Source organism: Streptomyces rapamycinicus NRRL 5491 (assembly GCF_024298965.1).
Taxonomy (GTDB): domain Bacteria; phylum Actinomycetota; class Actinomycetes; order Streptomycetales; family Streptomycetaceae; genus Streptomyces; species Streptomyces rapamycinicus.
Genome location: NZ_CP085193.1, coordinates 2,855,233 through 2,880,316, shown reverse-complemented (window position 1 = coordinate 2,880,316; position 25,084 = coordinate 2,855,233). Strand labels below are relative to the sequence as shown.

22 protein-coding genes are annotated in these 25,084 nt (G+C 71.3%); 15 read left to right on the top strand and 7 right to left on the bottom strand.

The genetic code is table 11. The features are described from left to right. Window positions 1-33 precede the first annotated feature (33 nt). The 3 genes from LIV37_RS11440 to LIV37_RS11430 all read left to right on the top strand — a co-directional run bounded on the left by LIV37_RS11440 (window position 34) and on the right by LIV37_RS11430 (window position 4,465). A complete protein-coding gene (locus tag LIV37_RS11440) occupies window positions 34-1,356 on the top strand; it encodes a M14 family metallopeptidase (protein ID WP_020867269.1) in 1,323 nt (440 codons plus the stop codon). 158 nt (window positions 1,357-1,514) lie between these two features. Next, window positions 1,515-3,308 carry a BCCT family transporter gene (locus LIV37_RS11435; protein WP_121825592.1) on the top strand — a complete coding sequence of 598 codons (1,794 nt, stop codon included), beginning with the start codon at window positions 1,515-1,517 and terminating at the stop codon, window positions 3,306-3,308. A 113-nt stretch (window positions 3,309-3,421) separates the two neighbouring features. Beyond that, entirely contained in the window at window positions 3,422-4,465 is a 1,044-nt protein-coding gene (locus LIV37_RS11430) for a hypothetical protein (RefSeq protein ID WP_020867267.1), read from the top strand. 76 nt (window positions 4,466-4,541) lie between these two features. On the opposite strand, the gene LIV37_RS11425 is transcribed toward LIV37_RS11430, so the two are convergent. From LIV37_RS11425 to LIV37_RS11410, 4 genes are all read right to left on the bottom strand, one after another. Next, a complete protein-coding gene (locus tag LIV37_RS11425; RefSeq protein WP_121826101.1) occupies window positions 4,542-6,920 on the bottom strand; it encodes a Tex family protein in 2,379 nt (792 codons plus the stop codon). Window positions 6,921-7,061: 141 nt separating this feature from the next. Beyond that, on the bottom strand, window positions 7,062-7,202 hold the full coding sequence (locus tag LIV37_RS11420) for an LPFR motif small protein (RefSeq protein ID WP_020867265.1): 141 nt from the start codon (window positions 7,200-7,202) through the stop codon (window positions 7,062-7,064). Between the two features lie 272 nt (window positions 7,203-7,474). Then, window positions 7,475-8,338 carry an SCO6745 family protein gene (locus tag LIV37_RS11415; RefSeq protein ID WP_020867264.1) on the bottom strand — a complete coding sequence of 288 codons (864 nt, stop codon included), beginning with the start codon at window positions 8,336-8,338 and terminating at the stop codon, window positions 7,475-7,477. Between the two features lie 204 nt (window positions 8,339-8,542). Further along, on the bottom strand, window positions 8,543-9,301 hold the full coding sequence (locus LIV37_RS11410) for an enoyl-CoA hydratase/isomerase family protein (protein ID WP_020867263.1): 759 nt from the start codon (window positions 9,299-9,301) through the stop codon (window positions 8,543-8,545). Window positions 9,302-9,561: 260 nt separating this feature from the next. On the opposite strand from LIV37_RS11410, the gene LIV37_RS11405 reads away from it, so the two are divergent. Then, complete coding sequence (locus tag LIV37_RS11405; RefSeq protein ID WP_020867262.1) at window positions 9,562-10,068, top strand: ATP-binding protein; 507 nt, start codon at window positions 9,562-9,564, stop codon at window positions 10,066-10,068. Here the strand turns inward: LIV37_RS11405 and idi are convergent. From idi to galE, 3 genes are all read right to left on the bottom strand, one after another. Beyond that, window positions 10,043-10,654: an isopentenyl-diphosphate Delta-isomerase gene (gene idi / locus LIV37_RS11400; RefSeq protein WP_020867261.1), complete on the bottom strand. Its 612-nt coding sequence runs from the start codon at window positions 10,652-10,654 to the stop codon at window positions 10,043-10,045. The genes LIV37_RS11405 and idi overlap by 26 nt on opposite strands. 64 nt (window positions 10,655-10,718) lie before the next feature. Continuing rightward, window positions 10,719-11,642, bottom strand: a complete 924-nt coding sequence (locus LIV37_RS11395) for a cation diffusion facilitator family transporter (RefSeq protein WP_020867260.1) — start codon at window positions 11,640-11,642, stop codon at window positions 10,719-10,721. 128 nt (window positions 11,643-11,770) lie between these two features. Further along, window positions 11,771-12,757, bottom strand: a complete 987-nt coding sequence (gene galE / locus LIV37_RS11390) for a UDP-glucose 4-epimerase GalE (protein ID WP_020867259.1) — start codon at window positions 12,755-12,757, stop codon at window positions 11,771-11,773. Window positions 12,758-13,132: 375 nt separating this feature from the next. On the opposite strand from galE, the gene LIV37_RS11385 reads away from it, so the two are divergent. The 11 genes from LIV37_RS11385 (at window position 13,133) to LIV37_RS11335 (ending at window position 24,815) form a co-directional block, all read left to right on the top strand. After that, a complete protein-coding gene (locus tag LIV37_RS11385; protein ID WP_121826102.1) occupies window positions 13,133-15,046 on the top strand; it encodes a DUF5941 domain-containing protein in 1,914 nt (637 codons plus the stop codon). Then, entirely contained in the window at window positions 15,043-15,780 is a 738-nt protein-coding gene (locus LIV37_RS11380) for a phosphocholine cytidylyltransferase family protein (RefSeq protein WP_020867257.1), read from the top strand. Before LIV37_RS11385 ends, LIV37_RS11380 begins: the two co-directional genes overlap by 4 nt. Further along, window positions 15,768-16,841 (top strand): iron-containing alcohol dehydrogenase family protein, encoded by a 1,074-nt coding sequence (locus LIV37_RS11375; RefSeq protein ID WP_020867256.1) that lies wholly within the window; start codon window positions 15,768-15,770, stop codon window positions 16,839-16,841. The genes LIV37_RS11380 and LIV37_RS11375 overlap by 13 nt, the downstream gene beginning before the upstream one ends. Next, window positions 16,807-17,598 (top strand): CDP-alcohol phosphatidyltransferase family protein, encoded by a 792-nt coding sequence (locus LIV37_RS11370; RefSeq protein ID WP_121825593.1) that lies wholly within the window; start codon window positions 16,807-16,809, stop codon window positions 17,596-17,598. Before LIV37_RS11375 ends, LIV37_RS11370 begins: the two co-directional genes overlap by 35 nt. Window positions 17,599-17,609: 11 nt before the next feature. Next, window positions 17,610-18,482, top strand: coding sequence for a glycosyltransferase family 2 protein (locus LIV37_RS11365; RefSeq protein ID WP_121826103.1), 873 nt, complete (start codon window positions 17,610-17,612; stop codon window positions 18,480-18,482). A 79-nt stretch (window positions 18,483-18,561) separates the two neighbouring features. Further along, window positions 18,562-19,497 carry an ABC transporter permease gene (locus tag LIV37_RS11360; protein ID WP_121825594.1) on the top strand — a complete coding sequence of 312 codons (936 nt, stop codon included), beginning with the start codon at window positions 18,562-18,564 and terminating at the stop codon, window positions 19,495-19,497. Then, a complete protein-coding gene (locus LIV37_RS11355) occupies window positions 19,490-20,323 on the top strand; it encodes an ABC transporter ATP-binding protein (protein WP_020867252.1) in 834 nt (277 codons plus the stop codon). The genes LIV37_RS11360 and LIV37_RS11355 overlap by 8 nt, the downstream gene beginning before the upstream one ends. A 215-nt stretch (window positions 20,324-20,538) precedes the next feature. Then, window positions 20,539-21,312 (top strand): IclR family transcriptional regulator, encoded by a 774-nt coding sequence (locus LIV37_RS11350; protein ID WP_243146362.1) that lies wholly within the window; start codon window positions 20,539-20,541, stop codon window positions 21,310-21,312. A gap of 190 nt (window positions 21,313-21,502) precedes the next feature. After that, the gene (locus LIV37_RS11345) at window positions 21,503-21,805 is read left to right on the top strand and encodes a response regulator transcription factor (protein WP_020867250.1); all 303 of its coding nucleotides are present in this window, start codon (window positions 21,503-21,505) and stop codon (window positions 21,803-21,805) included. 91 nt (window positions 21,806-21,896) lie between these two features. Then, a complete protein-coding gene (locus LIV37_RS11340) occupies window positions 21,897-23,360 on the top strand; it encodes an MFS transporter (RefSeq protein ID WP_121825596.1) in 1,464 nt (487 codons plus the stop codon). 69 nt (window positions 23,361-23,429) lie between these two features. Continuing rightward, window positions 23,430-24,815: an NAD(P)/FAD-dependent oxidoreductase gene (locus LIV37_RS11335; RefSeq protein WP_121825597.1), complete on the top strand. Its 1,386-nt coding sequence runs from the start codon at window positions 23,430-23,432 to the stop codon at window positions 24,813-24,815. The last annotated feature ends 269 nt before the right edge of the window (window positions 24,816-25,084 follow it).

The following is a 25,084-nucleotide window of genomic DNA, read 5'->3' as shown; positions in this document are numbered from 1 at the left end:
GCCCCCGCATCCCCTCAACCCAGGAGGTCCTTCGTGTTCTCGCGGTCACCCCTCATCCGCAGCGCCACTTGCGGCGCGATCGGTGCGCTGCTGACCGGGTCGTTCCTCAGCGCGCCCGCGCGGGCCGAACAGCGCCCGCCGCGTACGGGGTTCGAGACCAGCCATGGCGCACGGTGGACCACCCAGGCCGAGGAGGCGGACTTCCTCGCGGCCGTCGACAAGGCCGCACCGCGCGTCGCCGTCGACCGGATCGGTGCCACCGCGCAGGGGCGGCCGCTGCGGCTGGTCCGGATCGGCGCACCGGCCGCGTCCGCCGATCCGGCCCGGGCGGCGCGCGGCAACGTCCTGCTGCTGATCTGCTCCCAGCACGGCGACGAGCCCTCCGGCCGCGAGGCGTGTCTGTCCACCGTCCGCGACCTCGCCTACGCCAAGGACGGCCGGACACGGCGCTTCCTGGAGCGCACCCAGGTGCTCGTCGTCCCGACCGCCAACCCCGACGGCCGCGCCGCCGACACCCGCGGCAACTCCGACGGCGTGGACATCAACCGCGACCACATCGCGCTCTCCACCGCAGAGTCCCGCGCGATGGCGGGCGTCATCCGCGACTGGCGCCCGGACACCGTCTACGACCTGCACGAATACGGGGCGACCGAACCGTACTACGTGAAGGACCTGCTGGCGCTGTGGCCGCGCAACCTCAACACCCAGGACCCGGTGCACCGCGAGGCGCGGACCCTGTCGGACGCCTATGTGCGCCCCAGCGTCGAGGCCGCGGGCCACACCACCGGCGTCTACGGCATCTGGACCGACCCCGAGACCGGTGAGCCGGTCAAGCAGGTGGCGGGCGACGGCCAGGAGCGGATCCTGCGCAACACCGCGGGCGTCAAGCACGCCGTCGGGCTGCTGGCCGAGACCCGCGTCGACCCGCTCACCGACGCCGAGAAGGCCGACCCCGCCCTCAACAACCGCCGCCGGGTGGGCTCCCATCTGGCGGCCCTGAACGGCACCTTCGACTTCATCACCCAGCGGCGCGCCCGGATCGAGGCGGCCACGACGGCGGCGCGGCTGGCCGGATACGCCGACCGGGGCCCGGTCTACCTCGGCGGCGCCGACAACGAACCGCCGGAGGAGGACACGGTCCTCCAGGATCCGCCGTGCGGCTACCGGCTGGACGCCGAGAGTTACGGCGAGGTACGGGACGAACTGGCCCTGCACGGGGTGACGGCGCGGCCCGCCAAGCGAGACGGAAGCGCCTTCGTACCGCTGCGCCAGTCGGCCCGCGCGCTGGTGCCGCTGCTGCTGGACGGGCGCGCCGCATACCACCTCACCGAGGGGCGGCCGGTGGACGCGTGCTGACCTGACGCCCCGACGGCGCTGGCCTGACGCCCTGACAGCGCTGGCCTGACGCCCTGACGGCGCACGAAAACACCGGCCCCACGGCCGGTGGCATGCATCCTGGAGTCCTGGGTAGCCGGAAATCTGTTAGATAAACCCCCCAGTGAAAGGTCTTTTGCGTGCCGCAGACAGGTACAAGTACGGGGGACGTCAGCGGCGATCCCCCGGTCGTGGATCTTCCCGGCTCCGACCCCGCCGGGCCCCATCGGACCCCCGGGACGGACCGTGTGGTCTTCGGCGTCTCCGCCGCGCTGACGGTCGCCTTCGTCATCTGGGGGTCCGTGGCCAGCGACACCCTGGAGAACGTCTCGGACAGCATGCTCTCCGGGCTGATACACAACGGCGGATGGGCCTTCGTCCTGGCCGCGTCGGGGTTTGTGATCTTCGCCCTCTGGCTGGCCATGAGCCGCTACGGCAAGATCACCCTCGGAAAGGAGGGCGAGGAACCCGAGTTCCGCACCGTCTCATGGGTCGCGATGATGTTCAGCGCGGGCATGGGCATCGGTTTGATGTTCTACGGCGTGAGCGAGCCGTTGTCGCACTTCATTTCCCCGCCGCCCGGGACCGACCCCGGCACCGCGGCCGAGAAGATGCAGACCGCGATGTCCACCACGCTCTTCCACTGGACGCTGCACCCCTGGGCCATCTACGCGGTCGTCGGCCTGGCCATCGCGTACAGCACCTTCCGCCGCGGCCGCCGGCAGACCATCAGCGCGGTCTTCACGCCCCTCATCGGCTCCAAGAACGCCAACGGATGGGGCGGCCGGGTCATCGACATCCTGGCCATCTTCGCCACCCTCTTCGGCTCCGCCGCCTCGCTCGGCCTCGGCGCGCTGCAGATCGGCAGCGGTATCGAGGTGCTGGGCTGGAAGAGCGACGTGGGCACCGGGCTGCTGGTCGCCGTCATCGCGATCCTGACGGTCGCCTTCATCGCGTCCGCCGTCTCGGGTGTCGCCAAGGGCATTCAGTGGCTGTCCAACATCAACATGGTGCTGGCGCTCTTCCTCGCGGTCTTCGTCTTCGTGGCGGGCCCGACCATCATCATCCTCGATCTGCTGCCGACCTCGATCGGCTCCTACATCGGCGATCTGCCGCAGCTGGTGGGCCGCACCGAGGCCACCGGCGGCAAGTCGGTCGCGGACTGGCTGAGCAGCTGGACGGTCTTCTACTGGGCCTGGTGGATCTCCTGGACGCCGTTCGTGGGCATGTTCATCGCCCGGATCAGCCGCGGCCGCACCATCCGGCAGTTCGTGGGCGGTGTGATCCTGGTTCCGAGCACCGTCAGCCTGATCTGGTTCGCCATCTTCGGCGGTTCGTCGATGAAGCTTCAGGCCGCGGGGCGGCTGGGGAAGGAATCCACCCAGGAGGGACAGCTGTTCGGGGTGCTGGACCAGTACCCGGTCGCCGGGGTGATGAGCGTCCTGGTGATGGTCCTCGTCGGCATCTTCTTCGTCTCCGGCGCCGACGCCGCGTCCATCGTGATGGGCACGCTCTCGCAGAAGGGCGCCTTCGAGCCGACCCGCTTCGTGGTCATCTTCTGGGGCGTGGTCACGGGAGCGGTGGCGGCCGTCATGCTGCTGATCGGCGGCGGTGGGGGCGATGCCCTCACCGGGTTGCAGAACCTGACGATCCTGGTGGCGGCCCCCTTCACGCTGGTGATGGTGGGGCTGTGCTGGGCCCTGCTGAAGGATCTGCGCCGCGATCCGCTGATCGTCCGGGGTGAGAAGGGCGAGGAGGCCGTCGAGATGGCGGTCATCGCCGGTCATGAGAAGTACGCGGGCGAGTTCGAGATCCGCATCGGCCCGGCGACCCCGTCCGACACCGACGCCCCGTCGGATGCCGATTCTCCGTCCGGGAACGAGGACGACGCGGCCGGGGCGGACGGCCGCACCACCGCGGCCAAGACCCGCTAGCGGCCCCGGCCGCCGCCTTCGGGCACGGCCGTGTCCTGCCGCCCGGACCCCGGTCCGGGCGGCGCACCGCCGGTTACCCCCTGATACCGCCCCGAACCGGGAATACTTGGGGCATGACCTCCGAGTACGTGACCTTCGGGCTGGCCCCGGCGATGCGCGCGGGCGGTGTGCTGGCCGACGGCGCGTACCAAACCCACCGCGACTTCCTGGACTTCGTGGTGGACGGCAGACCCCTGCTGGGGCGCCTCGCCGACCTCGACGCGGTCTCACCGCTCGCCGCCGACATCGGGCCCTCCGCCCTCGCCGAGCAGGTGCGGAGGCTGCTGCTGGAGACGGAGGCGCCGCTGGAGGGGAGCCGGTTCGTCCTCTACGGCTGTCCGGAGTGCGAGGGGCTGGAATGCGGGGCCGTCACCGCCGTCATCGAGCGGGACGGTCCCGACGTCGTCTGGCGTGACTTCGTCCGGCAGACCGGCGAGACCCCGGATGTCGAGCGCGACGGCTACCACGGCCTCGGCCCTTACCGCTTCCACGGCGAGCAGTACCGGACCGCGCTGAGGGGGCTGCTGACCGCCGACGGCGCGTTCGCGCCCGGGCTGCCGAACGGTCCGAGGGCGCTGCTGATCGGGCCGCGCGCGGCCGTCCTCGCCAAACTGGCCGCCGCGCTGCGGCGCATCGGCATCGGCGCCGAGATCACCCTGGACGCGGCGGGCGCCCACGCGGATGAGCTGCGCAAATACGGTGCGGTGGTATTCGGCCGGACGGTGGGTCAGGACGAGCGTGACGCGGTACGGGACGCCTTCGCGGCGGCGCGCTCCGACGCGGTGTGCGTCACCGCGCTGGCCCCGATCGTCCCCCTGCTCGTCGCCCAGGTCGAACAGGCCCTGGACCGCACCCCTCACGACCGCCGCCGCCTCCTCGGCCTGACGACGGTGGCGGGCGTCGCCGAGGCGGTGGTCGAGGTCGCGTCCACCTGCCGGGTGGCGCTTGTGGCCCATCGCCTGGACCGGCTGTCCCGGCCCCGTACGCGCGAACTCTTCGACGCCGTCCTGGACCCGGGCACCCACCACGTCCCCCTGGACCCCCGCGCCCTCCGCGGCCGCTCCTACCTGGTGGCCCGCACCAATGAAGCGGTCCGGGTCACGCCCGTGGAACGGTAACGGCGGCCGTCGGCCCGCCCCCGCGCGGCCTCGCCGTCATGGCGAGGCCGACCAGGGGCGGACCGCTCTCACAGGGCTAGCGCTTCTTCGGGTCCAGCAGGCCCGCCCTCCGCAGGGCATCAGCCATCGCGCCGTTCACCGGGGCCGCGTCGCGGCCGCCGCCGCGCTGGCCACGGCTGCCGCCCTGGCGCTGCTGGGGCGCGCCGCGGCGGCCCCCGCCGCGCTGCCCGCGGCCGTCGTCGGAGCGGTTGCGGTCGCGGCCGCCGCCGGACGGGGCACCCGCCTCGTCGTCGAGCCGGAGCGTCAGCGAGATCCGCTTGCGCGGGATGTCGACGTCCAGGACCTTCACCCGCACGATGTCACCGGGCTTGACCACGTCCCGCGGATCCTTGACGAACGTCTTGGACATCGCGGAGACATGCACCAGACCGTCCTGGTGCACACCGACGTCGACGAACGCGCCGAACGCCGCGACATTGGTGACGACGCCCTCCAGGATCATCCCGGCCGACAGGTCGCCGATCTTCTCGACGCCCTCCTTGAAGGTCGCCGTCTTGAAGGCGGGACGCGGGTCGCGGCCCGGCTTCTCCAGCTCCTTGAGGATGTCGGTGACGGTCGGCAGACCGAAGGCCTCGTCCACGAACTCGTTCGGCCGCAGACCGCGCAACACCGAGGTGTTGCCGATGAGGGTGGTCACGTCGCCGCCCGCCGTGGTGGCCATCCGCCGCACCACCGGATACGCCTCGGGGTGCACGCTCGACCCGTCCAGCGGGTCGTCGCCGCCGCGGATGCGCAGGAAGCCCGCGCACTGCTCATAGGCCTTGGGGCCGAGCCGGGCCACGTCCTTGAGCGCCTTACGGTTGCGGAACGGGCCGTTGGTGTCCCGGTGGGAGACGATGTTCTCCGCGAGGCCGGTGCCGATGCCGGAGACCCGGCTGAGCAGCGGGGCGGAGGCCGTGTTGACGTCCACCCCGACACCGTTCACACAGTCCTCGACGACCGCGTCGAGCGAGCGGGAGAGCTTCACCTCGGACAGGTCGTGCTGGTACTGACCGACGCCGATCGACTTCGGATCGATCTTGACCAGCTCGGCCAGCGGATCCTGGAGCCGCCGCGCGATGGAGACGGCGCCGCGCAGCGAGACGTCGAGCTCCGGCAGCTCCTGCGAGGCGAAGGCGGAGGCCGAGTACACGGAGGCGCCGGCCTCCGAGACCATCACCTTGGTGAGCTTCAGCTCGGGGTGCTTGCCGCACAGGTCGCCCGCCAGCTTGTCGGTCTCGCGGGACGCCGTGCCGTTGCCGATCGCGATGAGCTCCACCTTGTGCTCACGCGCCAGCCGGGCCAGCTTGTCCAGGGCCTCGTCCCACTGGTTGCGGGGGACGTGCGGGTAGATCGTGTCGGTGGCCGCCACCTTGCCGGTCGCGTCGACCACGGCCACCTTCACGCCCGTACGGAAGCCGGGGTCGAGGCCCATCGTGGCGCGCGTCCCGGCCGGGGCGGCGAGCAGCAGATCGCGGAGGTTGGCGGCGAAGACACGCACGGCCTCGTCCTCGGCGGCCTGCCGCAGCCGCAGCCGCAGATCGATGCCGAGGTGGACCAGGACGCGGGTGCGCCAGGCCCAGCGCACCGTGTCGGCCAGCCACTTGTCGGCGGGGCGGCCGCGGTCCGCGATGCCGAAGCGGTGGGCGATGGAGCGCTCGTAGGAGGTGGGGCCGGTCTCCTCGGAGGGCTGCTCCGGCTCCAGCGTGAGGTCGAGGACCTCCTCCTTCTCACCGCGGAACATCGCCAGCACCCGGTGCGAGGGCAGCTCGGTGAACGGCTCGGCGAAGTCGAAGTAGTCGGCGAACTTGGCGCCCGCCTCCTCCTTGCCCTCGCGCACCTTGGTGGCCGCCCGGCCGCGCTCCCACATGCGCTCACGCAGCTCGCCGATGAGGTCGGCGTCCTCGCTGAACCGCTCGGTCAGGATGGCCCGCGCGCCCTCCAGCGCGGCGGCGGTGTCCGCGACGCCCTTCTCGGCGTCCACGAAGGCCGCCGCGGCGGCCGTGGGCTCCACGGTCGGGTCGCCCAGCAGCCCTTCGGCGAGCGGCTCGAGCCCGGCCTCGCGGGCGATCTGCGCCTTCGTGCGCCGCTTGGGCTTGTAGGGGAGGTAGATGTCCTCCAGCCGGGCCTTGGAGTCCGCCGCGAGGATCTGCGCCTCCAGGGCCTCGTCCAGCTTGCCCTGGGAGCGGATCGAGTCGAGGATCGCGGTGCGCCGCTCCTCCAGCTCCCGCAAATAGCGCAGCCGCTCCTCCAGGGAGCGCAGCTGCGCGTCGTCGAGCATCTCCGTCGCTTCCTTGCGGTAGCGCGCGATGAACGGCACGGTAGAGCCGCCGTCGAGCAGCTCGACGGCGGCTTTGACCTGCCGTTCCCGTACGCCGAGTTCCTCGGCGATCCTGCCTTCGATGGACGTCGTCACGATCACGCTCCGCTTTCGGTATGCACTGCTCCTGCATTGTGGCAGGTGGCACTGACGAAGCGGTCGCGGCCGACGCTTTCGGCGGGCCGGGGAGGCCCGGGTACGGGCCGGGTGGACACCGGTATCAGCCGGAAACGGTCATCACACCCGCCTGCGACGCGGTCCGCTCGCCGCGTCGGAGACTCCGCCGAAGAGGCGGGCCACGGCGCGGAAGGGAAGGGTCACCACGGTCGCGATGGCGGCACCGATGGCACGGAGCACGTCGGCGATGGCACGGAACACGGGATACCTCCTGACGGTCGGTGGCGGCTCGGCGGCGGCCGCCGGGCACCGTTCGCTACGCGGCGCACGGGCTGTTGCCTGCGTACGCGGCGCGCGGTGTGGGCGCCCGGTTGTCAGACGGCCGATCGCGCACAACAAGCGGGTATCCCGATGTGCCCCTGCCAAACGCGGCCCACGGCGGGGCCGCTGACCGGGCCCTCGTCGGGCACGTGTCCGGGGCCGTGCCTCGCCGGGAGGCCCGGCCCCGGACGGGCGGCCCGAGGGGCCGTCCGTCAGTCCTTGCCGCGGAGGTCGGCCGGGAAGGCGCCGTTTTCGCGGGCGGTCGTGGAGAGGGCGGTGGCGAGCTCGGTGAGCCGGGACACGCCCTCGGCGCCCAGGTGCTCGTACGGCGCCGCGTCCAGGCGGTCGGTCTCGGCCTCCAGGTCCCGGCGCAGCCGCTCACCGGCCTCCGTCAGCTCGTTGTCGGCGGTGAGCAGGCCGCGGTCGCGCAGCCGCTGGCGGCCCGCCTCCCACTCCTCGGCGCTGTAGCCGCGCGTGCGCAGGATCCACTTGGTGGACATGCCCTGACCGGTCGCGGTGTGGGAGGCCAGCGCCTCGACCGCGTCCAGCCCGGCGCCGACCAGGGTCATCAGATGGGCGTCGCCACGGTGTTCGCGCAGCAGCGTGGCGGCGTGCCACAGCGCCAGGTGCGGGGCGTCCGGGACGGGCAGATCGGCGTGGGCGGCGTACAGCGGGCGCGCCAGGCGCGAGCAGCCCTCCGTGGCGCGCAGGGCCAGCTCCGCGGCCTCGGCCAGCTCCTTGGAGGCGATGACCTCCTCGCCCAGCACCCGCCGCAGCACCGAGTCGGCGGCCCGCAGCCGGGCCTCCAGGGCGACCTCGGGGGAGACCACATCCCACGCGGCCGGAATGTGGCGGGCGACCAGGTCGTGGCTGAAGTTGAAGAAGGTCGCGGTGACGGTGCCCGCGCACACCCGTCCCAGGGGCGCCGCGCGGCCGACGAAGTACGCGGCCGCGCCGTCCTTCAGCCCCAGCCCGGCGAGTTCCTCGCCGAAGTCGGGGGAGAAGTAGATGGCGGAGTGGAGGGGGTTGACGACGCTGTAACAGCGACGGGCGGCAAGCTCGGGAAGTGTGGTCATGGGCCGCACGTTACCGACAGGTAGTCACCCCCGGTAGCCCGGGTCTCACCAGTCCTCATCGGCCCCGCCGGATCCGGCCACCCGTCGACCGCCGTGACGCCCTTACGGATCCCATCGGCCCGGCCGGTCCGGCCGTGCCCCGGCCGCCGTGACGCCCTTACGGATCGCATGGACCCCGCCCGGTCCGGCCGCGTCCCGCCGTGGTCAGTCGGCGGGCGGGGTCCAGCGGAACCGCGGCGGGCGGCGCTCGAAGAAGGCCGCGATGCCCTCGGCGGCCTCCTTGCTGTCACCCGCCTGCTCCTGCCAGTACGCCACCCTGTCCGGCTCGACGGGCCCGGCCGCGAACTCCTTGACCGCGGCCTGGGTCAGCTGCGACCGGGAGACCAGCACCCGCGTGAACTCCGCCACCCGCTTGTCGAGCCCGCCCGCCGGCAGCACCTCGTCCACCAGACCGGTGCGCAGCGCCCGCTCGGTGTCGATCAGCTCGCCCGAGAACAGCAGGAACTTGGCGGTGGCCGGTCCCACCAGTTCGACCAGCCGTCGGGTCGAGCTGGGGGCGTAGACGATCCCCAGCTTGGCCGGGGTGATCCCGAACCGGGCGCCCTCCTCGGCGAACCGCAGATCGCAGGCGGCCGCGAGCTGGCAGCCGCCGCCCACGCAGTAGCCGCGCACCGCGGCCAGAGTCGGCTTGGGGAAGGCGGCCAGTGCCTCCTCGGCGGGCAGCGCGATCCCGGCGGTCTCCTCGTACGTGGCGCTCAGCGAGCCGATGTCGGCGCCCGCGCAGAAGGTGTCGCCGTCGCCGGTGAGCACCAGCGCCCGTACGGCCGGGTCGGCGGCGAGCCGGGCCAGCAGCGGGGGCAGCGCCCGCCACATCCCGGGGGTCATCGCGTTGCGCTTGGCGGGGTGGCGGATGACGACGGTCGCTATGCCGTCCGCGACCTCGTGCTCCAGAGAGGGCTCCATGTGGCGGATCGTATCCGGGCCGCTGATATCCGCTGGGCCCGGCCGTTCAAGCCGGTCACGGCTGAGGCAAGGCTCGGAACCCACAGAGTCAATGCACGGAATCCACGCGAGCAGGAACAGTCGAGCGAGTGACCGTGGCATACGCCAACGATCAAAAACGCTCGATAAGCATCAAGTTGTGCGTAGTCCATCGGCCACTACCAGAGCTTCCCAACACTCGATACGAGTGGTCGGGCCGCGGCGAGGGGTGGGTATCACACATGGAGATCGTCGGGAGAGTCCCCTCCGAAGCGGGACACGCCCCGCCCGCGCCGCCGCCCCCGGTCGGCTACGAGGGGACCTGGCGGTTCACCGCACCGGCCCTGGACTCCTCCGTGCCACAGGCCCGGCACGCGGTGCGCGAGCTGCTGGCCCATCAGCGGGTGCCGGTGGACGACGAACTGATGGAGGGCCTGCTCCTGATCGTCTCCGAGCTGGTCACCAACGCGGTGCGGCACGCCGCGCTGCTCTCCCCCGAGCTCGCCGTCGAGGTCTCCCTGAGCCGGGACTGGGTCCGGATCGCCGTCGAGGACAACCATCCCTACCGGCCCGTCGCGCTGATGGCGGACCAGGGCGGGACCGGTGGGCGGGGACTGCTGCTGGTGACGGCGATCACGGAGGAGGCGGGCGGGGTCTACGACGTGGACCACACGGCGAGCGGCGGCAAGGTGGTCTGGGCCGCCCTTCCGCTGCCCGGCGCCGCTACCAGCCGGCCGCCGTCCCGGTGAGCTCACGGACCGCCGGGCGGGCCGCGTCCAGCACGGTCATGAACCACGCCGAGAACGGCCCCTCGTCACGCAGCTTCTCCAGCTCGTCGGGGGTGACGAAGGCGATCTCGCCGATCTCCTCGGGGTCCGGGCGCGGGGTTGCCCGCACCAGCCCCGCGAAGAGGTGGTTGTACTCCTGCTCCACCAGGCCCGAGGCCGGGTCCGGATGGTTGTAGCGGACCGTGCCCGCCTCCCGCAGCAGCGCGGGCGCCACGCCCAGCTCCTCGGCGGTGCGCCGGGCGGCGGCCACGAACGGCGGCTCACCGGGGTAGGGGTGGCCGCAGCAGGTGTTGGACCAGACCCCGGGGGAGTGGTACTTGCCCGGCGCGCGGCGCTGGAGCAGCAGCCGCCCCTCGTCGTCGAAGAGGAAGACGGAGAACGCCCGGTGCAGCTGCCCGGGCGCGAGATGGGCGGAGAGCTTCTCCGCGGTGCCGATCGTCGTACCGTCCTCGTCGACCAGCTCGAGCATGATCCGTTCTGCGGAACCGCTCGGCACGGCGGTCTCGGCGGTCTCGGCGGAGCCGCCGTTGGCAGGTGTGATCGGCATGACCATCCTCATAGTTCCGACTCGTGAACGTCCAAGTCTGCCGCACATGTGCCCCTCGTCTGTGTCAGTGGCACAGCTTGGCTTCGTGATCAGCATGCCCACCCGGTTCCAGCTGGAACGTGCAGTGCCCGACGTCGAAGTGCTCCCCCAGACATCCCTGGAGGGCGTGCAGCATCCGCTCGTGACCCATCGCGTCCAGGGCCCCCGGAGCGACCACCACATGCGCGGAGAGCACCGGCATTCCCGAGGTGATGGTCCAGACATGGAGGTCGTGCAGCCCCTCGACGCCGGGCAGGCCGAGGATGTGGGCGCGGACGGCCGCCATGTCGACATTCCGCGGCGCCGCCTCCAGCAGCACGTTCAGCGTCTCGCGCAGCAGCTTGTACGTCCGCGGGACGATCATGAGGCCGATCGCCAGGGAGGCGATGGGATCGGCCGTCTGCCAGCCGGTCGCGAGGATGATCCCGGCGGACACCAGCACCGCGACCGAGCCCAGCGCGTCCGCCGCGACCTCCAGGAAGGCGCCCCGGACGTTCAGGCTGGTGCGCTGCCCGCCCCGGAGCAGGGCCAGCGACACCAGGTTCGCGGCCAGGCCGACGGCGCCGAAGACGATGGTCAGCCCGCCCTCGGTGGTGGCCGGGGTGAGGAACCGCAGCACCGCCTCACAGAGGATGTAACCGCCGACGCCGAACAGCAGCAGACAGTTGGCCAGGGCCGCCAGGATCTCGGCGCGGGCATAGCCGTAGGTGCGGTGCGGGCTCGGGGGACGGCCCGCGAAGTGGATCGCCAGCAGCGCCATCGCGAGCCCGAGCGCGTCCGTCGCCATATGGCCGGCGTCCGCGAGCAGGGCGAGGGAGCCGGCCAGCAGACCGCCGATGATCTCCACGGCCATCACCGTGAGGGTGATGGCCAGGGCGATCCGCAGCCGCCACCGGTGGGCGGCGCCCGCGGTGGGCCGGCCGCGGGCGTGGTCATGACCTGCGCCCATGTGCGTAGGGGCCTCCTCCCGGCGCCGCGGTCCCTTGGCTCACCAGTGAACTACGGCACCGGGGCGGGGCCGGGTCAGCCGCGCCGGAGCCCGGCGAGCGGCGCCCGCGCCCGGTCAGCGGGGCCGGGTCAGCCGCGCCGGGCCCCGGGGTGGTGCAGGCACCAGCCCTCCCAGGCCGACTCCACCATCGCGCGCACATCGTGCCGGGCGCTCCAGCCCAGCTCCTTGGCGATCAGCTCGGTGGATCCGACGACCCGGGCCGGATCGCCCGCCCGGCGCGGGCCCACCACGGGGGTGAGCTCCCGGCGGCCGGTGATCTCGCCGATCAGATCGGACATCTCCCGCACCGAGACGCCCCGGCCGGTGCCGATGTTCACCGTGAGATCGCCCGGCTCCGGCCGCGCGGCCAGCCGACGGGCCACGGCCAGATGGGCGGAGGCCAGATCCTCGACATGGATGTAGTCGCGGACACAGGTGCCGTCGGGGGTGGCGTAGTCATCACCGAAGATCCGCGGCGGCTCTCCCTCGGTGATCCGCTCGAACATCATCGGGATGATGTTGAAGACTCCGGTGTCGGACAGCTCGGGGTGCGTGGCACCTGCCACATTGAAGTAGCGCAGACAGGCCGTGGAGAGGGAGTGGGCCGCGCCCGCCGCTCTGACCAGCCATTCTCCGGCCAGCTTGGTCTCTCCGTACGGATTGATCGGCAGGCACGGGGTGTCCTCGGTGACGAGTTCCACATCGGGCATGCCGTAGACGGCGGCGGAGGAGGAGAAGAGGAAGCGGCCGACCCCGGCCGCGACCGCCGCCTCCAGCAGCACCGTGAGGCCGTGCACATTCTCGCGGTAGTAGCGGAGCGGCTGCTCCACGGACTCCCCGACCTGCTTCTTCGCCGCGAGATGCACCACACCGGTGACCCCCAGCCCGGCGAACGTGCGGTCCAGCAGCTCACGGTCCAGGGTGGAGCCGGACACCAGCGGCACGTTCTCGGGCAGCCGCGCACGGAAGCCACTGGTCAGGTCGTCGAGCACGGCCACGGACTCGCCCGCCTCGGCCATGGCCCGCACGACATGCGACCCGATATATCCGGCACCACCTGTGATCAGCCATGTCATGCCCCGCACCCTATCCATGGCGGGGCGGTCGCCGTTTGTGGAGGACAGCCGCCATCCACCATGATGATCGGCGGCGCGGAAGCGGTCGTTCCCCCGATCGTGTGGTGAATGTGCGGTGAACGGCGGCTTCCATCGATCCGATAGCCTCTGCCGGACGTGCCGCCGGCCCCCCGGGGCCAGGACGTGCGATGCCCATGGCCCGGAGGGCCCCAGGCCAGTGCCATCAGCGGCGCGGCCACCATGTCAGCTGCCAAGGAGTGAGTTCGTCTGTCGACCGCGATTCTCACCGGTGCGCCGGTCGCCGGCTCGTCCCTCGAGGACGACCTGCGGTCGCTGGGCTTCGCCGTGCGTACGGCCACCGACGCCGCCGGGGCCATGGCGGAGCTCGCCGCCGTCCCGGCGCATGAGCGGGTGGCCCTCGTGGACCCCCGCTTTGTCGGCCATGTCCATGCCCTGCGGCTGGCCCTCACCGACCCCCGCTTCCCCGCCGCCACGGTGCGCGGTGCGCTCACGGCCCAGCCGGAAGCGCGAGCGGCCCTGGCCCGCGCGATGACGGCTTCCGCCGCCACGGCGCGGGCCTCTGGGAGTGGAGGTGGGGCGCCCACCGCCGCCCCCGCTCAGGCCCTCGGCTCCGCCGGTGCTGTCGGGACGGCCGCGCCGGACCGCGCCGCCGGCGCCGCCGTACGGGCGGGTGACGCGACGCAGGCGTCGGGCGACACCGGAAGCGGGGGCCGAACCCGGCCGTCCGGGACCGCCCTCGCCCTCGGTGCCGCCGACGCATCCGCCGCCCTCGGCGGAGCCGATGCCCACTCCCGCGTGGACGACCTCGCCGCCGCCCTCGACGCCGAAGGCGTCCCCGTACACCGGCCCGAGCTCGGGGTGCTCGTGGCCGCCGTGCCCGCGGACACCGCCGCGCGGGCCGCGGCGCGGGCCGCCGTGGACACGGTGGACGAGGAGCGGGTGCGGCTGCGGTCGGCCGTGAAGTCGCGGGACGGCTTCTTCACGACCTTCTGCGTCAGCCCGTACTCCCGCTACATCGCCCGCTGGTGCGCCCGGCGCGGGCTGACCCCCAATCAGGTCACCACCGCCTCCCTCGTCACCGCCCTCATCGCGGCGGCCTGCGCCGCCACCGGCACCCGGCCCGGGTTCGTCTCGGCCGGTGTGCTGCTGATCGCCTCGTTCGTACTCGACTGCACCGACGGGCAGTTGGCGCGCTACTCGCTCCAGTACTCCACGCTCGGCGCCTGGCTGGACGCCACGTTCGACCGGGCCAAGGAGTACGCCTACTACGCGGGCCTCGCGCTCGGCGCCGCCCGCGCCGACGGCGACGGCATCTGGGCGCTCGCGCTCGGCGCCATGGTGCTGCAGACCTGCCGCCATGTCGTGGACTTCGCCTTCAACGAGGCCAACCACGACGCCACCGGCAACACCAGCCCCACCGCCGCCCTCTCCGGCCGCCTCGACAGCGTCGGCTGGACGGTCTGGACGCGCCGCATGATCGTGCTGCCGATCGGCGAGCGCTGGGCGATGATCGCCGTGCTGACGGCGTTCACCACGCCCCGTATCACCTTCTACGCACTGCTCGTCGGCTGCGCGCTGGCCGCCTGCTACACCACCGCGGGCCGGGTGCTGCGCTCGCTGACCCGCCGGGCGGAGCGCACGGACCGGGCCGCCCGTGCCCTCGCCGAGCTGGCCGACTCCGGCCCGCTGGCCGAGCTGGTCGCCAAGGCCGCGCCCCGCGGGATGAGTTCGTATCTCGCCCCGCTGTCGGCCGCCGTCGGCACGGCGGCCGTCCTGGCCGGCACCGCGCTCGCCGGTTTCGGCTCCTGGGTGCCGGTCGGCTGCGCCGTGCTCTACGCGGTCCTCGCGGGCGTCGCCGTCACCGCGCCCCTCCAGGGCCCCCTCGACTGGCTGGTGCCGCCGCTCTTCCGCGCGGCCGAATACGGCACCATCCTGATTCTGGCGGCTTGCTCGGAGGTGAACGGCGCCTTGCCGGCGGCTTTCGGGCTCGTTGCGGCGGTCGCCTACCATCACTACGACACGGTGTACCGCATCCGTGGCGGCACGGGAGCGCCCCCGCACCGGCTGGTGCGGGCGATCGGCGGGCACGAGGGGCGGACGGTGGTGGTCACGGCCGCCGCTGCCCTGCTGCACCAGAACCAAGGTTTCACCATCGCGTTGACCGCTTTGGCGGCGGTCCTCGCGCTGGCGGTGCTCATCGAGAGCATCCGCTTCTGGGTGTCCTCAGGAGCACCTGCTGTACACGACGAATCAGGAGAACCCGCATGATCGGCCTCGTGCTCGCGGCCGGCGCCGGACGGCGTCTGCGCCCCTACACCGACACGCTTCCCAAGGCCCTGGTGCCCGTGGACGGTGAGACCACCGTCCTCGACCTGACCCTCGGCAACTTCGCGGAGGTCGGTCTGACCGAGGTCGCCATCGTCGTCGGCTACCGCAAGGAGGCCGTGTACGAGCGCAAGGAGGCCCTGGAGCAGCGTTACGGCGTCAAGCTCACGCTGATCGACAACGACAAGGCCGAGGAGTGGAACAACGCCTACTCCCTGTGGTGCGCCCGTGACGCGATCCAGCACACCGTGATCCTCGCCAACGGCGACACCGTGCACCCGGTCTCGGTCGAGAAGACCCTGCTGGCCGCGCGCGGCAACGGACAGAAGATCATCCTCGCCCTCGACACGGTCAAGCAGCTCGCCGACGAGGAGATGAAGGTCGTCGCCGACCCCGACAAGGGCGTCCAGAAGATCACCAAGCTGATGGACCCGGCCGAGGCGACCGGTGAGTACATCGGCGTCACCCTGATCGAGGGCGAGGCCGCCGCGGAGCTCGCGGACGCGCTGAAGACCACCTTCGAGCGCGACCCCGACCTCTACTACGAGGACGGCTACCAGGAGCTGGTCAACCGCGGCTTCAAGATCGACGTGGCCCCCATCGGCGACATCAAGTGGGTCGAGATCGACAACCACGACGATCTGGCGAAGGGCCGTGAGATCGCGTGCCAGTACTGACGAGGCTCATCCCCTCGCCGCTCGTCGTCGACATCCGCGCGGGCGCCCTGGACGACCTCGCGGGGGTCCTCGCCGACCAGCGGATCTCCTCCTCCGGCAAGCTGGCCATCGCCATCAGCGGCGGCTCCGGCGCCCTGCTGCGCGAGCGGCTGGCGCCGGCGCTGCCGGGCGCGAGCTGGTACGAGGTCGACGGCGGCACCCTGGACGACGCGATCAAGCTCGCCGACCGCATGAAGTCGGGCCACTACGACGCGGTCGTGGGGCTGGGCGGCGGAAAGATCATCGACTGTGCGAAGTTCGCCGCGGCGCGCATCGGCCTCCCGCTGGTCGCCGTCGCCACCAACCTCTCGCACGACGGTCTGTGCTCCCCGGTCGCGACCCTCGACAACGACGCGGGCCGCGGCTCGTACGGGGTGCCCAACCCGATCGCCGTGGTCATCGACCTCGATGTGATCCGGGAGGCGCCGGTCCGCTTCGTCCGCTCCGGTATCGGCGACGCCCTGTCCAACATCTCCGCGGTCGCCGACTGGGAGCTGTCCAACCGGGAGACCGGCGAGCAGATCGACGGCCTCGCGGCCGCGATGGCGCGCCAGGCCGGTGAGGCCGTGCTGCGCCACCCCGGCGGGGTCGGCGACGACGGCTTCCTCCAGGTGCTGGCCGAGGGACTGGTGCTCACCGGCATCTCGATGTCGGTCGCGGGGGACTCCCGCCCGGCCTCCGGTGCCTGCCACGAGATCAACCACGCCTTCGACCTCCTCTTCCCCAAGCGCGCCGCCAGCCACGGCGAGCAGTGCGGCCTGGCCGCCGCCTTCGCGATGCGTCTGCGCGGGGCGCACGAGGAGTCGGAGCACATGGCCGAGGTGCTGCACCGGCACGGGCTGCCCGTGCTGCCCGAGGAGATCGGCTTCACCGTGGACGAGTTCGTCCAGGTCGTGGAGTTCGCTCCGAAGACGCGCCCCGGCCGCTACACGATCCTCGAGCACCTCGACCTCTCATCCGACGCGATCAGGGACGCATACGCCGACTATGCCAAAGCAGTCAGTCAAGCCATCAGTGGCTGAACTCCGCCCGGTCGTCCACCCCGCTGGGGTGAAGGACCGGCGGAGCGGTGAGCACTGGGCCGGGCGCCTCTACATGCGGGAAATCTCGCTGCGCATCGACCGGCACCTGGTGAACACGCGGGTCACGCCCAACCAGCTGACGTATCTGATGACCGTCTTCGGCGCCCTCGCGGCCCCGGCCCTGCTGGTGCCGGGGATCGCGGGCGCCGCGCTCGGGGTGCTGATGGTCCAGCTCTACCTGCTGCTGGACTGCGTCGACGGCGAGATAGCCCGCTGGAAGAAGCAGTTCTCGCTGGGTGGTGTGTATCTGGACCGGGTCGGCGCGTATCTGTGCGACGCCGCGGTGCTCGTCGGCTTCGGTCTGCGCGCCGCCGACCTGTGGGGCTCCGGCCGGATCGACTGGCTGTGGGCGTTCCTCGGCACCCTCGCCGCGCTCGGCGCCATCCTGATCAAGGCCGAGACCGACCTCGTCGGGGTCGCCCGGCACCAGGGCGGTCTGCCGCCGGTCAAGGAGGCGGCCGCCGAGCCGCGCTCGTCCGGTGTGGCGCTGGCCCGCAGGGCGGCCGCGGCGCTGAAGTTCCACCGGCTGGTCCTCGGGGTCGAGGCGTCGCTGCTGATCCTCGTGGTGGCGGTCGTGGACCAGGTGCGCGGCGACCTGTTCTTCACCCGGCTGGGCGTTGCCGTACTGGCCGGTATCGCACTGCTGCAAACCCTGCTTCACCTCGTGTCCATCCTCGCGTCGAGCAGGCTCAAGTGAGCATGGGCACGATGAGGCTCGGAGCGGTCGTCCTGACGATGGGCAATCGCCCCGAGGAGCTGCGCGCACTCCTCGACTCGGTCGCCAAGCAGGACGGCGACCAGGTCGAGGTGGTCGTCGTGGGCAACGGCTCGCCGCTGCCCGCGCTCCCCGAGGGCGTCCGGACCATCGAGCTGCCGGAGAACGTGGGCATCCCGGCGGGCCGCAACGTGGGCATCGAGGCGTTCGGACCCGGCGGGTCGGACGTCGATGTGCTGCTGTTCCTCGACGACGACGGGCTGCTCCCGGGCACCGACACCGCCGAGCTGTGCCGTCAGGCGTTCGCCGCCGATCCGGAGCTGGGCATCATCTCGTTCCGCATCGCCGACCCCGAAACCGGTGTCACCCAGCGTCGCCATGTGCCCCGGCTGCGTGCCTCCGACCCCCTGCGGTCCTCCCGGGTGACCACCTTCCTGGGCGGTGCCAACGCGGTCCGTACGACGGTGTTCCAGCAGGTCGGAGGGTTGCCGGACGACTTCTTCTACGCCCATGAGGAGACCGATCTGGCCTGGCGGGCTCTGGACGCCGGATGGATGATCGATTACCGGTCGGACATGGTGCTGCACCATCCCACCACCGCCCCGAGCAGGCACGCGGTCTACCACCGCATGGTGGCGCGCAACCGGGTCTGGCTGGCCCGGCGTAACCTTCCTGCGCTGCTCGTCCCCGTCTATCTGGGCGTCTGGCTGCTGCTCACACTGGCCAGGCGCCCCTCGAAAACCGCACTTCGGGCCTGGTTCGGAGGGTTCCGGGAAGGCTGGAAGGCACCGTGTGGTCCACGCCGGCCCATGAAGTGGCGTACGGTATGGCGCCTGACCCGACTGGGCCGACCTCCTGTCATCTGACAAGCTCGTAACGAAGAGCATCGGGCGCGACCCGGGGCGCGGCCCCGCTCAGCGCACCCTGAAGACGAAAGTGTCAACTGTGAGCGAGACTACGCACGACGGTGCGGTAGCCGTGAGTGGCCCGCCATCAGCCGACGACGGCCTGTCCCCGGCCGAGCTGGCGCGGAAGTACGAGCTGTCGGTGAGCGGCGCCCGGGTGAGCCTCGGCGACTACATCCGCCAGATGTGGGGACGGCGTCACTTCATCGTGGCCTTCTCGTCGGCCAAGCTCACCGCTCAGTACAGCCAGGCCAAGCTGGGTCAGCTGTGGCAGGTGGTGACCCCGCTGCTCAACGCGGCGGTGTACTTCTTCATCTTCGGCCTGCTGCTGGGCGGCAGGGGCGGAATGAAGAACGACATGTACATCCCGTTCCTGGTGACGGGTGTGTTCGTCTTCACCTTCTCGCAGAACTCCGCGATGGCCGGGGTGCGCGCCATCTCCGGGAACCTGGGACTGGTGCGGGCCCTGCACTTCCCGCGGGCCTCGCTCCCCATCTCGTTCGCGCTCCAGCAGCTCCAGCAGCTGCTCTTCTCGATGATCGTGCTGGTCGTCGTGTTGCTGGGCTTCGGGCACTTCCCGGCCTTCGCGTGGATCCTGGTGATCCCGGCCCTGGCGCTGCAGTTCGTCTTCAACACCGGTCTGGCCCTGGTCCTGGCCCGGATGGGGGCAAAGACCCCGGACCTCGCCCAGCTGCTGCCGTTCATCCTGCGTACGTGGATGTACGCCTCCGGTGTGATGTACCCGCTGGAGCACATGCTGCAGAAGGCTGGGGCGCACTCCTGGGTCTCCGACCTTCTGCTGGCCAACCCGGCGGCGGTCTACATGGACCTGATGAGGTACGCCCTGATCAACGACTACCCCTCGTCGAGTCTGCCGCCGCATGTCTGGGCGCTGGCGCTGGGGTGGGCGGTGCTGGTGGGCGCCGGGGGATTCGTGTACTTCTGGAAGGCAGAGGAGCAGTACGGCCGTGGCTGAGCAAACCCTCGACAAAGGTGCCCAGGCGGAGCGGGCCGACCAGGCCGCTCAGGCGGCTTCCGTGCCGTCGCGGGTGCCCACCGTCATCGCCGACGACGTCCACATCGTCTACCGGGTCAACGGCGGCCCCAAGGGGAAGGGCAGCGCCACCGCCGCCCTCAGCCGCTTGCTGGGCCGGAAGGGCGCCCCGGGCATGCGTGAGGTGCACGCGGTGCGCGGGGTCACCTTCGTGGCGTACAAGGGCGAGTCGATCGGTCTGATCGGGTCCAATGGCTCGGGTAAGTCGACCCTGCTCAAGGCCGTCGCGGGGCTGCTGCCCACCGAGCGCGGCAAGGTCTACACCAACGGTCAGCCGTCGCTGCTGGGTGTGAACGCGGCGCTGATGAACGACCTCACCGGCGAGCGGAACGTGATCCTCGGCGGTCTGGCCATGGGCATGTCGCGTGAGCAGGTCCGGGAGCGCTACCAGGGCATCGTGGACTTCTCGGGCATCAACGAGAAGGGTGACTTCATCACCCTGCCGATGCGCACGTACTCCTCCGGTATGGCGGCCCGGCTGCGGTTCTCCATCGCCGCGGCCAAGGACCACGATGTGCTGATGATCGACGAGGCGCTGGCCACCGGTGACAGGAAGTTCCAGAAGCGCTCCGAGGCCCGGATCCGCGAGCTCCGCCAGGAGGCCGGCACGGTCTTCCTCGTCAGCCACAACAACAAGTCCATCCGGGACACCTGCGACCGGGTGCTGTGGCTGGAGAAGGGCGAGCTGCTGATGGACGGCCCGACCGACGAGGTCATCAAGGCGTACGAGAAGGAGACCGGCAAGTAGCCGCTCGGCGAACGCCGTTCCCATAAACCATCAGGCCCCGCCGGGCAACCCGGCGGGGCCTTGTTGTCCACAACCGGACCATGTACCCCGGATGGGAATGGGCGTGGAACCGTGGCACGTTGGGCAGAGCGACGGGGGAATCTGCACGGGGGGCTGACGGGGTGGCCAATAGTGGTGCCGTGGGCGGAAGCGGTCATGCCGAAAGGGTGTTCCGCGTGCAGCGGGCCTTCACCCAGCTCGGCGGACGGGCCCATGGGCCCGGGGCGCTGGCCAGAGCGGCGGACCTGGACGACTCGACCGTCTACCGGATCCTCCAGTCCGGGGTGCACCAGGGCATCTTCGTCCGCGAGGGCCGGGGCCTTTACCGGCTGGGCTCGGCGGCCCCGCAGCTCGGTCTCAAGGCCCTGGCCTACTCGCCCGCGCCGGAGGCCGCCCACGCCCTTCTGGAGGCGCTGCGCCGGGCCACCGGGGGGCTGGCCTTCCTCTATCTGCTGGCGCCCTTCGGTGGCGCGCACCGGCAGTGCGCCGACATGGCCGTCGGTGACTCCGATCTGACGGAGCTGGGGATGACGCCGCGTGCGGTGCAGACCGTCGAGCACTCGCTGCGGGTGGGGGCCGCGGGGCGGACCATCCTGGCGTATCTGCCGCAGACCATCCAGTCGGAGGTGCTGGACCGTCCGGCGCCCGCCGAGGCCGGTCCCGGCGCCTACCTGGACGACGCGCGGCTCCTGGCCTCGCTGGACCGGATCAGGGCGCGGGGGTACGCCCTGGGCCACGAGGAGTGCGCGGCGGGGTGGAACGAGTGCGCGGCGCCGGTCACCTGGGACGGGCTGGTGATGGGCTCGGTGCTGGTGATGAAGCCCAAACAGATCATGACGCGGTGTCCGGTGACCGTCATCGAGGCGGTGGAGCGGACCGCGGCGGACCTGGCCGACCTGGGGCGGGGCCGTCCCGCCGGTTCGGATGGCAACGATACGAGAATGAAGTAAATTTACGGTAACAGGAGTAAACGTGAAGCGCATTCCCCGTGCTTCACCAGCCCTTTCTCGCGAGGCGAGAAAGGGCCGGAAATCCTTGACTCGTACGGGCGTGCGGCCGCAATAATCAAGAGGGCAATCAAGTCTGATTCTTGCATGATCGGCGGCTCGAAGAGCCGCCTAACTAGGGGGAAATGTCACCGTGTCCGACAGGGGCGGTCTCGCCGTCGTGCCCGATATTCCCGTGCCCAACTGGGCGCGGGAGCTGGAACGTGTGCCGTTGTTATCAGTCAGAGAGGGCCAAACGTTTGCGCTGCTCGGCGCGGGCTGGTCCAACCGCCGTATCGCGCTGCGGCTGCAAGTGACCGAGCGCACGGTGAAGGCGCATGTGGCGTCAATACTCGCGAAACTGCAGGTGGAATCGCGGCTACAGGCCGGTCTGGTCGCGCTCAGCTACCGCCACCTGTACCAAAGTACAGTTCCGGGGAGGGTCGTGGCCGGTTAGCGTTGCCCCGTCTGCCCGTTTATCCGTCGGCCGGATAACGACGTGAACCAACCTGTCGCACAGCAATCGCGCCGTCATAGGAAAGGTATTCATGACTGACCGTTCCGGCCCGAGCGGGATGAACCCCGTGTGGACGCTGGTGGTGTCCGGACTCACCGTCTTCATGGCCGCCTTGGACAACCTCGTCGTCATCACCGCGCTGCCCGCCATTCAGAAAGACCTGGGCACCAGCCTCCAGGACCTGGAGTGGACGGTGAACGGCTACACCCTCACCTTCTCGGTCTTCCTGATGGCCGGCGCGGCCGCCGGTGACCGGTTCGGCCGCCGCCGGGTGTTCCTGGCCGGCCTCGTCGTCTTCACCGGCGCCTCCGCCGCCGCGGCGCTGTCCGGCAGCGCCGACGCCCTGATCGCCGCCCGTGCCGTACAGGGCCTCGGGGCGGCCGTGGTGATGCCGCTGACGCTCACCCTGCTGACCGTGGCCGTCCCCGAGCGCCGGCGCGGCGTCGCGCTGGGCGTCTGGGGCGCCCTCAGCGGGCTCGCGGTCGCGCTCGGCCCGCTGATCGGCGGGGCCGTGGTGGAGAAGATCTCGTGGGAGTGGATCTTCTGGGTCAATGTGCCGATCGGTGTGGTGGTGCTGGTGCTCGGCCTGTGGAAGCTGGCCGAGTCCACCCGCCCGGACACCTCGCTGGACCCGCTGGGCACCGTCCTGGTCAGCCTCGGGGTGTTCGGCGTGGTCTACGCGCTGGTGTCCACCACCGAACACGGCTGGTCCAGTGGCCGGGTGCTCGGCTTCCTGGCCGGCGGCCTGGTGGTGCTCGCGCTCTTCGTCGGCTGGGAACTGCGTACGGCCGAACCGATGCTGCCGATGCGGCTGTTCGGCAACCGCGCGTTCAGCGCGGTCAACGCGGCCAGCCTGCTGATGTTCGCGGCCATGTTCGGACTGGTCTTCCTGCTCACCCAGTTCATGCAGAACATCCAGGGCTTCTCGCCGCTGGAGGCGGGCGTGAAGATGCTGCCGTGGACGGCGATGCCGGTCGTCGTCGCCCCGCTGGCGGCGCTGCTGACCGCCCGGCTCGGCAACCGTCTGGTGGTCGCCGCGGGCCTGCTGTTCGAGGCCGCGGGTCTTGGCTGGCTGGCGTCCGTGGTGAGCGCGGACACCGCCTACGCCGACCAGGTGCCCGGCCTGGTGCTCGGCGGAATCGGCCTGGGGCTGTTCTTCTCGCCCGTCGCGGAAATGGCGATGAACGTCGTCGCGCCCCGCGACCAGGGAATCGCCTCGGGCGCCAACAACACCTTCCGGGAGCTCGGCGGCGCACTCGGCGTCGCGGTGCTCACCTCCGTATTCACCACACTGGGCGGATACGGTTCGCCCCAGGAATTCGTGGACGGGCTGCGGCCCGCCGCCTGGATCGGCGCCGGAATCGCCGCCGTCGGCTGTCTGGCCATTCTCATGGCACCGCGCGGCCGCACCGCGCCGGCCGAAACGAAGGTGATTTCTTCGGGAGCCGTCGAGGATTCATACGACGGAAACCTTCCGAGCCGGTCGCGCAACTAATTTCGACAGAGCGAAGTCAGAGCGAACAAGATGATCCACCGGTCCCCGGATCCCCGGTGACCGTTGGGTATGGGGGACGCTATGTACGACGTCATTGTGGTAGGAGCGCGCATCAGCGGGTCATCGACCGCGATGCTCCTCGCGAGAGCGGGGTACCGGGTCCTTCTCCTCGACCGGGCGAAATTCCCCGGTGGTAAGGGGGCCGCCACCAATCTGGTCCACCCTCCGGGAATTCTCCGGCTGAAGCGCTGGGGGCTGCTGGACGAGGTGGCGGCCACCGGCTGCCCGCCCATTCACTCCTACGGTCTGCAGAGCGGCCCGGTTCAGCTGATGGCCAAGCTGCCCGCCGTCGAAGGAGTGGCCGAGGCGTACTCCCCGGAGCGCCGCAAGCTGGACGAGATCCTGCTGGAGGCCGCCGTCAAGGCGGGGGCGGAGCTGCGGGAGCAGGTCGCGCTGCGGGAGCTGCTGACGGACGCCCAGGGCACCGTCATCGGCGTCCGGGCCGAGACCGAGGACCGCACCCCCGTCGTCGAGCACGCCCGGCTGGTGGTGGGCGCCGACGGCTCGAACTCCACCGTCGCCCGGCTGGTGGGGGCCGAGAAGTACGACTCCCACCCGGTGCTCAACAAGAGCCACTGGTCGTACTGGGCCGATCTGCCGCACGACGGCAAGGTGCGCACCTACCGCCACCGCCATCAGCACGCCTTCACCTGGCCCACCCACGACGGCCTGACCATCGTCGGACTCGCCCTGCCGGTCAAGGACTTCAAGGCGTCCGCCGACGGGGAGCGTGACGCCACGGTCGTCTCCGCCTTCGAGGAGGTCGATCCGGAGTTCGCGGCGCGGCTGCGGGAGACCCGGCGCGTCGACAAGTGGATGACCGGCGCGGTCCCCAACTTCCTGCGCCACTGCCACGGCCCCGGCTGGGCCCTGACCGGCGACGCGGGCTACACCCGTGACCCCATCACCGCCGCCGGTATCACCGACTCGCTGCGCGGTGCCGAACTCCTGGTGGAGGCCGTGGAGCCGGCCCTGGCCGGGGACCGCGACCTCGCCCCCGCCCTCGCCGACTACGCCCGGCGCCGCGACGCCCTGGTCAGCGGCCACTTCCAGTACACCCGCGACCACGCCGAGATCGCCGACTACAACCGCGAGGAGCTGGAGTTCATCCGGGCCATGGCCCGCAGCCCGCACCACGGCAGCGGCATGGTCGGGATGTTCGCCACCATCGTCCCGCCCGCCGAGTTCTACTCCCCGGCCAACATCCACGCCCTCTTCGACCACATCCCGCCGGGCGCCGAGCCGGGCTGGAAGATCCGGATGGTGCGCTGGCTCGTCCGCGGCGCCCCCCGGCATCTGCCCCCCGCGACCCGGCTCGCCGACCGGCTGATCGCCGCCAACCTCGGGAGCATGGGCACCTTCCTGCTCGACTCCCCGGTCGCCCGCGTGGCCTAGGGGGTGTCCGACGGTACGCGTACGCCTGCGGCGGGCCGCTCCCCGAACTGGGGCTCCGCCCCACACCCCGCTCCTCAAACTCCCCCAGCTACCGCTGGGAGGTGCCCGCTGGAGGGGCTGATCTCAGCCCGGCCGGGGCCCAGGGGCGAAGCCCCCCACGCGGCGGAGCCGCATATCGATGCTGCGGGAAGGGGCGGGGAGGGGAAAGGTCCGCCGGACACCCCGTAGCCGGGCTCACCCGTGGGCGCGCCCACCCCGCACGCCCGCAC